General features: G+C 63.9%; 14 protein-coding genes. 8 read left to right on the forward strand and 6 right to left on the reverse strand.

Annotated features, from left to right (window positions below; all coding sequences use genetic code 11):
- Window positions 1-28: 28 nt before the first annotated feature.
- Window positions 29-1495, reverse strand: coding sequence for a trehalose-6-phosphate synthase (locus tag NUU27_RS00750; RefSeq protein ID WP_257760114.1), 1467 nt, complete (start codon window positions 1493-1495; stop codon window positions 29-31).
- Window positions 1496-1702: 207 nt separating this feature from the next.
- Window positions 1703-2314 (reverse strand): sigma-70 family RNA polymerase sigma factor, encoded by a 612-nt coding sequence (locus NUU27_RS00755; RefSeq protein WP_308219945.1) that lies wholly within the window; start codon window positions 2312-2314, stop codon window positions 1703-1705.
- A 353-nt stretch (window positions 2315-2667) separates the two neighbouring features.
- On the opposite strand from NUU27_RS00755, the gene NUU27_RS00760 reads away from it, so the two are divergent.
- The 6 genes from NUU27_RS00760 (at window position 2668) to NUU27_RS00785 (ending at window position 7253) form a co-directional block, all read left to right on the forward strand.
- On the forward strand, window positions 2668-2913 hold the full coding sequence (locus tag NUU27_RS00760; RefSeq protein ID WP_257760115.1) for a hypothetical protein: 246 nt from the start codon (window positions 2668-2670) through the stop codon (window positions 2911-2913).
- 12 nt (window positions 2914-2925) lie between these two features.
- Entirely contained in the window at window positions 2926-3768 is an 843-nt protein-coding gene (locus NUU27_RS00765; RefSeq protein WP_257760116.1) for a Ku protein, read from the forward strand.
- A 9-nt stretch (window positions 3769-3777) separates the two neighbouring features.
- Window positions 3778-5319 carry a non-homologous end-joining DNA ligase gene (ligD, locus tag NUU27_RS00770; protein WP_257760117.1) on the forward strand — a complete coding sequence of 514 codons (1542 nt, stop codon included), beginning with the start codon at window positions 3778-3780 and terminating at the stop codon, window positions 5317-5319.
- A gap of 179 nt (window positions 5320-5498) precedes the next feature.
- The gene (locus NUU27_RS00775; RefSeq protein ID WP_257760118.1) at window positions 5499-5900 is read left to right on the forward strand and encodes a DUF427 domain-containing protein; all 402 of its coding nucleotides are present in this window, start codon (window positions 5499-5501) and stop codon (window positions 5898-5900) included.
- Complete coding sequence (locus tag NUU27_RS00780) at window positions 5897-6187, forward strand: hypothetical protein (RefSeq protein WP_257760119.1); 291 nt, start codon at window positions 5897-5899, stop codon at window positions 6185-6187. The genes NUU27_RS00775 and NUU27_RS00780 overlap by 4 nt, the downstream gene beginning before the upstream one ends.
- Window positions 6162-7253, forward strand: a complete 1092-nt coding sequence (locus NUU27_RS00785) for an AI-2E family transporter (RefSeq protein WP_257760120.1) — start codon at window positions 6162-6164, stop codon at window positions 7251-7253. The genes NUU27_RS00780 and NUU27_RS00785 overlap by 26 nt, the downstream gene beginning before the upstream one ends.
- A gap of 25 nt (window positions 7254-7278) precedes the next feature.
- Here NUU27_RS00785 and NUU27_RS00790 read toward each other — a convergent pair whose 3' ends face one another.
- Window positions 7279-7902: a flavodoxin family protein gene (locus NUU27_RS00790; protein ID WP_257760121.1), complete on the reverse strand. Its 624-nt coding sequence runs from the start codon at window positions 7900-7902 to the stop codon at window positions 7279-7281.
- Between the two features lie 241 nt (window positions 7903-8143).
- On the opposite strand from NUU27_RS00790, the gene NUU27_RS00795 reads away from it, so the two are divergent.
- Window positions 8144-8344 (forward strand): hypothetical protein, encoded by a 201-nt coding sequence (locus NUU27_RS00795; RefSeq protein WP_257760122.1) that lies wholly within the window; start codon window positions 8144-8146, stop codon window positions 8342-8344.
- 75 nt (window positions 8345-8419) lie between these two features.
- On the opposite strand, the gene NUU27_RS00800 is transcribed toward NUU27_RS00795, so the two are convergent.
- Entirely contained in the window at window positions 8420-9175 is a 756-nt protein-coding gene (locus NUU27_RS00800) for an endonuclease/exonuclease/phosphatase family protein (RefSeq protein ID WP_257760123.1), read from the reverse strand.
- Window positions 9176-9236: 61 nt separating this feature from the next.
- Here NUU27_RS00800 and NUU27_RS00805 point away from each other — a divergent pair, with 61 nt between their 5' ends.
- Window positions 9237-10175 (forward strand): YbhN family protein, encoded by a 939-nt coding sequence (locus NUU27_RS00805; protein WP_257760124.1) that lies wholly within the window; start codon window positions 9237-9239, stop codon window positions 10173-10175.
- A 15-nt stretch (window positions 10176-10190) separates the two neighbouring features.
- Here NUU27_RS00805 and NUU27_RS00810 read toward each other — a convergent pair whose 3' ends face one another.
- The gene (locus tag NUU27_RS00810) at window positions 10191-11684 is read right to left on the reverse strand and encodes a phospholipase D-like domain-containing protein (RefSeq protein ID WP_257760125.1); all 1494 of its coding nucleotides are present in this window, start codon (window positions 11682-11684) and stop codon (window positions 10191-10193) included.
- Window positions 11668-11796, reverse strand: a complete 129-nt coding sequence (locus NUU27_RS00815; protein WP_257760126.1) for a hypothetical protein — start codon at window positions 11794-11796, stop codon at window positions 11668-11670. Before NUU27_RS00815 ends, NUU27_RS00810 begins: the two co-directional genes overlap by 17 nt.
- Between the last annotated feature and the right edge of the window lie 87 nt (window positions 11797-11883).

Genomic DNA, 11883 nt, shown 5'->3' on the forward strand with positions numbered 1-11883 from the left:
CTGGTCGCGGGCACACGACCACGAAACGTCAAAAACCCAAAACTTGCTGCAGCCCGTTTTGTTCCGGATTGGCACCGAGCGGCCGGTTTGAAACGGGAGGCCCCGTCTGCGGCCCCCGTGGCTTCTCGGCGTCGGTGCGGCATTGTTCGAGGACCTGCAGGAAACTGTCGGCCCACATGTCGACATCCGCCGCGACGAGGCGGTTGTAAAGGGCCCGGTGACGTTTCTTCCGCTCCTTGAGGGGCATGGTCAGCGCCTGGAAGAGACGGCGCGCCATCTCGTCCATGTCGTACGGATTGACGATCAGCGCCTCGACAAGGTCTTCCGATGCGCCGGCGAATTGGGAAAGGACCAGGACGCCGGGATCGTCCGGATCCTGGGCGGCCACATATTCCTTGGCGACGAGGTTCATCCCGTCCCTGAGCGGCGTGACGAGGCCAACTTCGCTGCTGCGCAGGATCTTGGCCAGCCTGTCGCGCGGGATGCTGCGGTGGATGTAGCGGATCGGCGTCCAGTTGAGGTCGGCGAAGCGACCGTTGATGGCGCCGGAAAGCTCTTCGGTGACGCTGCGGATTTCCTCATAGGCCTTGATCCCCTCGCGGGTGGGCGGCGATATCTGCAGCAGCGAGACCGTCCGCTCCATCTCCGGATGGGTGGCAAGAAGCCGTTCAAAGGCCTCGAAACGGGCCGGGATGCCCTTCGAATAATCGAGCCGGTCGATGCCGACGATCTGCTTTTGCTTCAGGATGTTCCGCCGCACCTCGTCGATCCGGAAGTCGTCGTCGGCGCTCTCGGCCATGCGGCGAAAATCCTCGACATCGATGGAGATCGGGAAGCGGCCGCACCGGGTGGTCCCGGTTCGCGTGCAAACGGCGTTGTCGATCGTGATCATGCCGAGCGCGTGCTCCTCGATGTAGCGGTGGAAGTTCATCAGATCGGTCGACGTCTGAAATCCGATCAGGTCGTAGTCGAGCATCGCCTCGATGAGCGCGGCATGATTTGGCGAGGCCGTCAGCAATTCGGGGGGCGGGAACGGTATGTGGAGAAAAAAGCCGATCCTGTGTTTGGCGCCCGCCCGGCGCAGGCAGCGCGCGAAGGGCAGGAGGTGGTAATCGTGAACCCAGACGATGTCGTCCGGATACAATTGCGGCAGAAGTTGTCTGGCGAGGCGGCGATTGACCCTCGCATATCCGCGGAAAAAGCTCTCCTGATAATCTATGAGATCGGCGCGGTAATGGAACAGCGGCCACAGCACGCTGTTTGAGTAGCCGATATAGTAGTCCTGATACTCGTTTTCCGAGAGTGACGCTGTGATGGTCTTCACATTGCCGTCTTCGGTGGTTCTCGTACCGTCCGTGTCACCTTCGCCGGTGCAGCCGAACCAGACGCCGCCGCGCCTTCGCAACGCGTCTGCAATGGCGACGGCCAGTCCACCGGTCTGTGTCGGATTGTGAACGTCTCCCACGCGGTTCGAGACAATAACCAATCTGTTCATCGCGTGGCGGCTCCGGACATGCATTTTACGGCTTAGGCAGCGCTGAAACTGCGCTGGCCGGCGAATGTTCCACCACCACTGCCGCAACCTCTTTCGGGGAAGTTGGTCAACGCCTGCGGCCTCGACCATTATGGCCTGGGCTGCACTGCACGCCGCGCAAAGTCCGACACGCTGCGTCGGCAATGTAGAATAGGTGGGGGGATGGGGTCAGCGGCTTTGAAATGAATTCACGGTGAAGGTGTCGACGCGCTCGACGGTCGCTGCGACACTTTCCTCGCCCAATTCCTGCAGCAGCTTCAAGCGGGCTCGGTTCATGCGGCTCTTGATGGTGCCCATGGCGCAGCCCAGTATGTTCGACGCATCGTCATAGCTGACGCCGAGCACCCCGATCAGCATCAGGATCTCGCGCTGCGACGGTGGAAGACGGTGGAGTGCCTGAGACAGTTCGTGGCCCTTGATCGTCCACTCCTGCGTCGCATCCACGGCGACCTTGGTCGATGCGCAATCGGCGCTTCCCGGCGCCTCCCGCTTGCGGACGGTGATGGCCGTGTAGAAGGTGTTCCTCATGATCGTGAAGAGCCACGATTTCATGCTGGTTCCGGGGGTGAACTGGTGGATTCTCGCCAGCGCCTTCGTGAGCGTTTCCTGCACCAGATCGTCGGCGTCGCTGGGATCGTAATAGAAGGAACGGGCAAATGCCCGAAGTGCGGGAATGAGGTCGACGATTTCTTCGTTTGGTGTCCGCTCTCGATCAGCACGTTTGTGGAATTTGCGTACGTCGGCGGATAAGGGTGGCATTGAAGCCTCCTGGGACTGCATGGTTCGATAATGCGTCTGACCCCACCCCACCCTTCAATGCGTGAGAGTACGCAGAGTTCCGAACTTTTTCGCTGATTCATCGTGAAGGATCGGCCGTCGATCAGTCCTCGATCGAACCGTTTCCTTCGCCGGGAATTGCGCCGCCGGTCGAGGATTGCGGATGGGGGGATTTGTCGGTCTCGATACGGTCCCTGGAACCGTCCCGGGGTCACCTTTTCGGGTGGACGTCCGCCCGCCCTTTGTCGAGCCGCCGCCCTGCTGAAGACGGAACGGGCTTCTGCCGATGTCCGCCACCACAACGTGATGGAACGCTTTGCCGCCTTCCGCTGTTCGGTTGGCAAAGGAGATTTGTCATGATCGCCAAGCATCAGAAGCAGACCGCAAGAGAAGTCCGCGAAAGCGACATTGCCCAGGAGCGAATGGGCAACAACCGGCTGCAGGGCGACGATCAGCTCTCGGTGCGCAACGAGCGCCATGCGGTGCCGGACGTCAAGGAAGAGGCTGACGGTGTGATGGAGAGCTTCGAGAAGCTCGACAAGGACAAGCGCGCCCGCACCGATCTCGGCAAGGGCGCCCGCAAGCGCGACGGCCGCGAGTAGTAGGTGCCGGCGATGGCTCCCCGACCCGTCTGGAAAGGGCAGTTGCGTCTGTCGCTGGTGGCCATTCCGGTCGAGATGTATTCGGCGACCGACCGCAAGGCGCGCATATCGTTCCGGCAGATCCACAAGCCCTCCGGCAAGCGTGTCCACTATCAGAAGATCGTCCCGGGCATCGGGCCGGTGAAGAACGAGGACATCTGGAAGGGATACGAGGTCGACAAGGACGAGTATGTTCTGATCGATCCTGCGGCGATCGACGACATCAAGCTGGAATCGAAGAAGACGCTGGAGCTGGTGCAGTTCGCGGACGTCGCCGACATCCCGCCGATCTATTTCGACAAGCCCTATTTTCTGAGCCCGAGCGACGAGTTGGCCGAGGATGCCTTCCGGGTTGTGCGCGACGCGTTGCGGGACACCGGCAAGGCCGGTCTCGGGCAGCTTGCGATGCGCGGCCAGGAGTATCTGGTTGTCGTCCGCCCATGCGGCACGGGCCTGCTGCTCGAGACGCTGCATTACGAGGACGAAATCCGCAAGACCGACTCCTTCTTCTCCGGCATCTCCGGCAAGAAGGCGGAAAAGGACCTTCTGTCGGTGGCCAAGGAACTGATCGAGCGCAAGAGCGCGCCCTTCGACGCGGCCGCGTTCAAGGACCGGTACGCCGAGGCGATCCGCGCCCTGGTCGAGGAGAAGGTCGGCAAGCGGAAGAAGGGCACGGTTCGCGTCAAGACGGACGGGGAACAACCGGCTGCGGACAACGTCGTCGACCTGATGGCGGCCCTGCGCAAGAGCGTCGAGCGCTCGACCGGCAAGAAGCGAACGAAGGCGTCCGCCTCGAAAGCGAAGAAAAGCGCGTGAGGCACTGCCATGGCGCGAAGGAAGGCCGAGACCCTGCTTCAGAAATACCGTGCCAAACGCGACTTTTCGAAGACGCGCGAGCCCGACCATCGCGCGGCGCGGGGCCGCAGGGGCGGCACACTTTCTTATGTGGTCCAGAAGCATGACGCGACCCGCCTCCATTATGATTTCCGCCTGGAGTGGGACGGTGTTCTCAAGAGCTGGGCGGTGACGCGGGGGCCGAGCCTCGACCCTTCGGAAAAGCGGCTGGCCGTGCGCACGGAAGACCACCCGCTGTCCTATGGCGGTTTTGAAGGCACCATACCCGAGGGTCAGTACGGCGCCGGAACGGTGATGCTGTGGGACAGGGGCAACTGGCAGCCGGAGAACGACCCCGAGAAGGGGCTCAAGGAGGGCAAGCTCTCCTTCACCCTTGATGGAGAGCGCCTCAAGGGCCGCTGGTCGCTCGTGCGGATGTCGGGCGAGCCGGGCGAGAAGCGGGAGAACTGGCTGCTGATCAAGAGCAAGGACAAGGAAGCCTCGCAGCATGGCGACGTGCTCAGGAAGCACACGAAAAGCGTCGAGAGCGGCAGCACGATGCACGGCATCGCCGCTGCGGCGAGCCCGGCGCCGAAGTGGCGCGAGCCGCAGCTCGCCACGCTGGTGAGCGAAGCGCCGCAGGGCGATGATTGGCTGACCGAGATGAAATACGACGGCTATCGCACGCTGATCGCCATCGGGACGGGAACGGCGCACGTCTACACGCGGCGGGGCCAGGACTGGACCGATCGCTTCGCGCCGATCGCCAAGGCCGCAGCGGCGCTGCCGACCGCCGGCACGCTCCTCGACGGCGAGATCGTCGCCTTCGATGCCAAAGGCAAGACCGATTTCTCGGCATTGCAGAAGGCCCTGTCGGGGGGAGGCGCCATCTCCTGCTTCGTCTTCGACCTTCTCGTCGAGGGCGAGGTGGATCTGACGGACCGGCCGCTCGAGGAGCGCAAGCGGCGGCTCCAGAAGCTGCTGGGGCCGAAAAGCGGGCCGTTGATCTTCTCCGATCATGTGCGCGGGCATGCGGCCGAGGTGCTGCGGAAACTTTGCGGGGCAGGGCACGAGGGTGTCGTCGCCAAACGCGCCTCCAGCCCCTACCGGTCGGGCAGAGGCACCGCCTGGCTGAAGGTGAAATGCACCAGAAGGCAGGAATTCGTCATCGTCGGCTATTCGCCCTCCGACAAACCCGGTCGCCCCTTCGCCTCGCTGCTGCTCGGCGCCTATGAGGGCGAGCGCCTCGCCTACAGGGGGCGGGTGGGAACCGGCTTCGACGGCGAGACGTCTGCCGAGCTCGCGCGCGCCTTCGGGAGCCGCCGGCGAAAGACGCCGTCTCTCAGCGGCGTTCCCCGGGAGATCGCCCGCACCGCCCGCTGGACGAGACCGGATCTGGTGGCCGAGATCGAGTTCACGGAGCTTACGGCCGACGGGTTTCTTCGTCACGGTGTCTTCAAGGGATTGCGCCGGGACAAGGACCCGAAGCATGTGGTGCTCGAAAAGCCGCGCAACCTGCGCGCCCTGTCCTGAAGGCGAAAACGCCTCTGCACGGCCCATCCCGGGATTGCCCGCGAAGGGAACTTCCTGGCTGTGACGGGGTTCGGACCCTGAGGAGCGCCGATCCCTGGAGTTGGAATGCGGATGCAGGCCCGCGGCCCATGCCGGCGGTTGAGGAGGTGTCGTTGCGATTTTGAGACAAGGATTCGGATATGACGAAAACTGCCAGAGAACGCATTTCGGTCGAACCCTATCGCGGCACGGTCGATGTCAGGTTCTCCGATGCGATCATCGCTTCCACCCGCGACGCGCTCATCCTGCGTGAAAAGGGATATGAGCCGGTCTTCTACATCCCCTTCGAGCACATCTATTTCGAGTTTCTGCGGCCGTCCAGGACCCGGACGCATTGCCCGTTCAAGGGCGAGGCGCGTTACTGGAGCGTGGAGGCGGTCGGCGAGGCCGAGGACGATGTGTTGTGGGCCTATGAGACGCCCTATGAGGATATGCTGGCGATCGCCGGCCGGGGCGCGTTCGATCGAAGCAAGGTCTCCATCGAAGCGACACCGAAGGACAGCCCGCGTGAAATCCGCGAAACGCCCGGAATGGGAACGTGAGGAAACTGGCGGACGAAGAGGTGGAGGGCAGGCTCAACGCCCAGCGCGAGGCGATTGCGCTGCTCTTCGCGTTGCTGGCGCGCCAGGGCGCATCCGGCGACGTGGTCGGGCTGCTCGAGGAGCGTGCCGCCTTCTCCGATCATCAGGAGGATCCGGGCGCCGTGCCTGCCGACGGCTTCGCCGCCCAGGAGGCGAGGGCCCGCGAGTTCGAATGCATGGCAAAGGAGGTGTCCGCCTTGGTCCGCGCAGGAGCTGTGCAACGTGCTGCAGAAACGCACGAGAGTTGAATGGACGCTGGGACTGCGTCTGATCGGCTGGCTGGTCGGAATTCTGGCAACCCTGCTGGTGGTGGCGGCTTTGCGGTCCACCGGCTGGATGTCCTCCACGCTCGCACTCGCCTTCTTCACGGCCCTGGCCGTGTGGCCCGTGGACATGTTCATCCGCCACCGCCTGCCGCGCGGGCTGCGCTGGCTCGGCCATGTCGCGGCTCTCCTGCTGATGCTGGTGGTGTTCGCCCTGTTCCTCGGTGGCGTTGTTCTTGCCGCACGCCAGATCACCGCCAATCTGCCGGCCTATGAGGATGCGGCCCGGGCCTGGGCCGAGAGGCTTTCCCTATGGATCGCGGCCCCTAACATCATCAACGATGGTGGCGAGGCCTTGACCGGTCGCCTGCTCGATCCGGTGGTCGGCTTCGCGTCTGCCATCGTCCAGTCGACCTCCAACCTCGCCGGCGTGCTGTCGCTGATCTTCTTCCTCGTCCTGATGATGCTGATCGAGGCTCCGGTCCTGTCGGCCAAGCTGCGCTCGGCGACCAGCCGGCGCGATGGCGAGGCATACCGGCGGGTGTTGCTCGCCATCGCCATTCGCGTCCGCTGGTATCTCGCCGTGCGCACCTTCCTCGGGCTGGTGACCGGTCTGCTCTATCTGCTGTGGAGCTGGTGGTGGGGCCTCGATTTCGTCTTCGTCTGGGGCCTGCTGGCCTTTCTCCTGAACTACATCCCGACCATCGGGTCGCTCGTCGCGGGCGTGCTGCCGATAGCCTTCGCCTTCCTGCAGTTCGGGCCCTGGTGGGCGGTCCTTTATGGCCTCGGATTGCTGGTGATCGAGCAGGTCATGGGAAACTATGTCGATCCCAAGCTGCAGGGCAGGGAGCTGACGCTGTCGCCTCTGATGGTGCTCGTCGCCCTCATGTTCTGGACCTGGGTCTGGGGCATCGCCGGCGCCCTCGTCGCCGTGCCGATGACGCTCGTTCTGATGATCGTCTGCGCAAAAATCCCGGCCTTGCTCCCCGTCGCACTGTTCCTGTCCAATTGCCGCAATGCCGAAGAACTCGAGGCTGCGACGACCGCTTGAACGGGCGGCGGCGATGTCTCTGCAGTCAGGACGGAAGGCCGGGATATCGCGATGCCTTGAGGAGCCGGGCGAGATGGACGGCATTCGCGGCCGCCATGTCGAGCGTCGACCGGACCTTTTCCGGCATCTCGGGAAGATCCTTGTAATCGGTCGCCTGCATGGCCTCGCCGACCCAGTAGCAGCCGGCATTGGCCGGAACCGTGAAGCCGACGTCGTTGAGCGCCTGAAAGCATTCCGCATGGCAATGATGGGCACCGTCCTCGTTGCCGACGATCGCAACGAGCGCCACCTTGCCGGCAGCGGGCATGCGGCTGCGCTCGTCGGTTTCTCCGAGAAAGGCGTCGAGCCGCTCCAGGACGCGCTGAGCGACACTTGATGGATGACCAAGCCAGATCGGTGCCCCGAGGATGAAGATGTCGGCCTCGATGATCTTCTGGCGCAGCCGGGGCCAGTCGTCGCCGCTTCCCGCATCGGAGACGACCCCGGGCTTGATGTTCTGATCCACCGCCCGGATCGTCTCCCCGTCGACGCCGAATTCGGCCAGTGCCGCAAGAAGGTCGCCGAGCATCTTGTCGGTGGAAGAGGTTTCCTCGTCCGCCGCGGATTTCAGCGAACAGTTCAACGCGAAGGCGGTGAGAGCTTGCGCCATCCCATTTCCTTTCCTGTCGGCGCCGCATCAGCGCCAGTTGGCGAGGGTGGTTTGGACCCGACGAGACCTCTCCTTTCCACACAGCTGAACCAGCGGGTGCGGGAAATGTTCCGGCCCACGAACGGCCCAGGGACGGGGTATCTCCGCGGAACATTCCCGATGCCGCTCGGTTCTGCTCAAGACGCGTTTGCAAGATGTCGAAAGCCGAGACGATGCGCCCCGCTGATATCAGGAGAACGACATGAGAAACCGCCGGGAGGTCGCGGCGTTGATCTTCACAGCGCTCATCGCGGTCCTGGTCTTGCTGGGCTTCTATTACTTCGAGCTTCCGGAGCAGAGGCTTGGCGACGTCGCTCCTGAACAGCACAACGTCAAGGAGGACACGCCGGAGGAGGTGCAGGACCCGCCGCCGAGCGCCGTCGGAGATATCGATGAACCGTAGGTTCGAGCATTACAGCGCCCTTGAATCTGCGCATCGTGCCTTCTGAAAGTCGATTCCGATGTTCGGGCAGATGCCCTAGATCGCAGGCAGTGCCAGCTCCACCAGCACGGGCAGATGATCCGATGCAACCCGGGACAACGGGGTGTCGATCACCTCGGCGCGGCGGGAGGTGAGCCCATTGCGCATGAAGACGTGGTCGATCCTGATCAGCGGCAGGCGGGCGGGGAAGGTCGCCGCGCCCCTCAGCGTGGGGCCGGTGTGCGTTTCCTCAAAGGAGCGCGTCAGGTGGCGATAGGAAAGGGACCAGGGCACGGCGTTGAAATCGCCAAGAAAGACGGTGGGAAGGTCCCGTATGTTCGGATGGTCCAGCCATTCCGATCCCAGAAGCTCCGCAACCTGCCGTCTGCGTTCCCTGCGCCGCAGCCCGAGATGGGTGTTCGCGACGACCAGCTCGACGCCGTGTGTCTTCACCATCCCCAGGATCGCACCGCGCGGTTCGCCGATCGAGGGCAAGGCGCCGGCCTTCAGCACGGTCAGCGGCAGCCCGGTCATGATGGCGTCGCCGTATCGCTCCTCGCCGAGATGCAGCGCGGGATGAAAATGCGAGCGGATATTGAGCGTGCGGGCGATCGCCTCGGCCTGGTCGACGGCGCCGCTCCTCGATCGCCCCACATCCACTTCCTGCAGCGCGATGATGTCGGCCTGGCAGGCGGCGATGACGGCGGCGATGCGGGCCGGATCGATGCGCCGGTCGTTGCCTTTGCAGCCGTGCACATTGTAGGTCAGGACGCGGATCTGCGCGCCGGCGGCGGTGCTTGGATCAGATGTCATAAGATGGGAACATCCACACGGCCTCCTCGTTCCACCGCAATGATGCTCAACAGACAATGCAATGTCGTATCGCCGGTCGCTCCTTAGCTTTCTGATGGCGGCGGCGATTTGCGGTGCGCTCTATTTCCTCTACCACGCAGTCGACCGCTATGGAGCAGGACGCATCGCAGGCCTCATCGGAACCTTGCCGGTCGCGCGGCTTGCGGCAGCAGCGGCATTCGCGGCGGCATCGTATCTGTGCCTTGCTGGGTTCGATTATTTCGGCGTTCGCTATGCCGGCAAGCCGCTGCCTTATCGCAAGACCCTGCTCGCCTCTTTCGTCGGCCTGTCGATCGGCCACAATGTCGGTGTGGCGGGGCTCAGCAGCGGTGCCGTGCGCTATCATTTCTACGCCCGGTCGGGCCTGACCCTTGCCGATGTGGCGAAGGTCATCGTGTTCTCCGGCGTGTGTGTCGCTTGCGGCCTGTCGACCATCGCCGGCGTCGGCATTCTTCTCCAACCGGCGCAGGCGCGGGCGCTCGTCGAGGTGGATCGCAGCGTCATGTTTTTCGTGGGGTGGCTTTGCGTGGCCTTGCCCTGGGCCTACGTCCTGATGACGGTTCTCCTACGCCATCGGATACTGATCTGGCGGTGGCATTTCGCCCTGCCGGAGCCGCGCCTGGCGATCTGGCAGGTGGTGCTCGGAAGCGTCAATTTCGCGCTCGTGGCCGCCTGCCTGCACCAACTCGTCAGCAGTCTGGCCCAGGTGCCCTATGTGAAGGTGTTGGCGGTTTATGCGATCGGCCAGATCGCCGGGGTGTTGAGCCATGTGCCCGGCGCCCTGGGGGTGCTCGAGGCGTCGGTTCTCTACCTGCTCCCCGGCGCGCCATCGCTGGCTGCCTTGGTCGCCTTCCGGGTGGTGTATTTCTTCGTGCCGTTGCTGGTCGGGATCCTCGTGTTTCTCTTGAGCGAGGGGCTTCGGGCCGTGGGCCTGTCCCATCATTCCGGCACGGCGGACTAGCAACAAGACCGTGCGCTAGGATTTGTGCCCGAACAGCATCCCCTTCAGAGCCCGCAACCATCGCCGCAGGCGCAGCAACGGTTGCCATGGCCGGCGCGGATCGAGCAGGGCCGTTGCCGGCAACGGATCGAGCTCGCCGCCCATCGAGCCTATGGGAACTGGCTCCAGCCTTCGCTTTTGGGTGTTGAGCCGGTCCAGGGCGGCCAGCATGGAGCCTGTCTGGGCAATTTCCGATGCCACGCTGCCGGCATCGCTTCCCAGATGCTCGGCGAGCAGCCGGTTTCTCAGCCCGGCGATGGCCCGGCGCTGCCGTGGCGTTTGCGCCTCGAAGGCAATGTCGCACTCCGAATCGAAGCCCTCCGAGCGATTGTTGAGGTTCGACGAGCCGACGCGAGCCAGCACGTCGTCAACGACGATGACCTTGGAGTGGATGAGGATTTCCGCTCTTTTGCCGTCGCCGGCCTCGGTCGTCGCGTAGAGCACACGGAGCCGATGGTGGCGATCGGCGCGCTTGAGCCGGCGGATCACGCGGTTGCGATTGTGCGCCATCACGAACTGCTCGAGAAGGCCACGCGAGCTTTTGGTGAGAATGATCAGGATCTCGGGACCGTCCGGCCGCTGCAGAGAGGCGCGCAACTGCCGGGCGACACGGAACGAAGCGAAATACTGGGTCTCGATGTACAGGCTGTGCTTTGCGGCCGCCAGCGCGGCATCCGTGAGTTTGGCCGCCTCCCGACGCATCCTTATCCCCAGGCGCGGCGGCTGCGTTCTGGCTATGGCGACCGGGCAATCGAGGAGATCGGGCGCAAGGTTCGTCGGCCATGGTGGACGACTTGGGCTGTCGAGCGGTGCCAGGCTTTCCCCCGTCGCGCGCCGCCACCGCGCTGCGGCGATTTCCGAAAGCGCTCTCGCCGCCGCCCCGCAGACCATGGCCTGCACATCGTGCACCGGCGAATATGCCTCGCCGGACGGCTTCCTGCGCCATCGCCAGGGCACCGGATGGTCCGAGCTGTCCCAGCGCCCGGCGGTCAGGTCGATCCCGCCGACAAACGCCGTTCGGTCATCGACGCAGACAAGCTTCTGGTGATGCGATGCGCGCAGCGGGTGCCGATGGTCGAAGACCAGGGAGATGCGGGGGTGGTCCGCCCATTCACGCTCGCGAAAGACCTTGAGCGATCTGCCGGAGTAAAGCGGGCCGTAGGCCCAGATCAGCACCCGGATTTCCAGGGCCGGGCGCTGTTCGACGAGCTGGCGCAGGAAGCAGCCCAGCGTCGGCGCGTCCGCCTGGCGCGGCGAAAGCTTGATCCACGGATTGAAGTCCCAGCCGAGGATCCAGATTCGCCGTTCGGCGAGAGGCAGCGTCTGCACAAGCGCGTCGAAATAGGCCTCCCCGTCGATCAGGAAGGCCGACCGGCTGCTTTTCTCGATCCTCCAGCAGTTCTCGCCCTGGCGGGCGATCCGGCCACGCTTGTGAAAAGCCGGCGCTGCCTGTTCACTGCGCAACAGCATAGACGATCAGCAGGATGGCAACGGCAAGCAGAGCCCATATCTGCCAGGCCTTCATCCTGCGGAACGTGAAGGATTCGCGGGTGAATCCCGACTTGTCGTTCTCGTCTTTCATGGCGGACCTGCGTTTGTCGTGGACTGCAATTTGCAGAACCGTCAACCGCCCGAAATGTTTCCCGCCTGTCCGGATCCCACTCCTTCC

The sequence above is a fragment of the Nitratireductor sp. ZSWI3 genome (assembly GCF_024655565.1).
Taxonomy (GTDB): domain Bacteria; phylum Pseudomonadota; class Alphaproteobacteria; order Rhizobiales; family Rhizobiaceae; genus Nitratireductor.

Excerpts from the sequence above, each read along its gene's own strand:
- NUU27_RS00750 (WP_257760114.1), bottom strand. The coding sequence starts at position 1,495 with ATGAACAGATTGGTTATTGTCTCGAACCGCGTGGGAGACGTTCACAAT.
- NUU27_RS00760 (WP_257760115.1), top strand. The coding sequence starts at position 2,668 with ATGATCGCCAAGCATCAGAAGCAGACCGCAAGAGAAGTCCGCGAAAGC.
- NUU27_RS00805 (WP_257760124.1), top strand. The coding sequence starts at position 9,237 with ATGTCGTATCGCCGGTCGCTCCTTAGCTTTCTGATGGCGGCGGCGATT.
- NUU27_RS00810 (WP_257760125.1), bottom strand. The coding sequence starts at position 11,684 with ATGCTGTTGCGCAGTGAACAGGCAGCGCCGGCTTTTCACAAGCGTGGC.
- NUU27_RS00800 (WP_257760123.1), bottom strand. The coding sequence starts at position 9,175 with ATGACATCTGATCCAAGCACCGCCGCCGGCGCGCAGATCCGCGTCCTG.
- NUU27_RS00795 (WP_257760122.1), top strand. The coding sequence starts at position 8,144 with ATGAGAAACCGCCGGGAGGTCGCGGCGTTGATCTTCACAGCGCTCATC.
- NUU27_RS00815 (WP_257760126.1), bottom strand. The coding sequence starts at position 11,796 with ATGAAAGACGAGAACGACAAGTCGGGATTCACCCGCGAATCCTTCACG.
- NUU27_RS00775 (WP_257760118.1), top strand. The coding sequence starts at position 5,499 with ATGACGAAAACTGCCAGAGAACGCATTTCGGTCGAACCCTATCGCGGC.
- ligD (WP_257760117.1), top strand. The coding sequence starts at position 3,778 with ATGGCGCGAAGGAAGGCCGAGACCCTGCTTCAGAAATACCGTGCCAAA.
- NUU27_RS00755 (WP_308219945.1), bottom strand. The coding sequence starts at position 2,314 with ATGCAGTCCCAGGAGGCTTCAATGCCACCCTTATCCGCCGACGTACGC.
- NUU27_RS00790 (WP_257760121.1), bottom strand. The coding sequence starts at position 7,902 with ATGGCGCAAGCTCTCACCGCCTTCGCGTTGAACTGTTCGCTGAAATCC.
- NUU27_RS00765 (WP_257760116.1), top strand. The coding sequence starts at position 2,926 with ATGGCTCCCCGACCCGTCTGGAAAGGGCAGTTGCGTCTGTCGCTGGTG.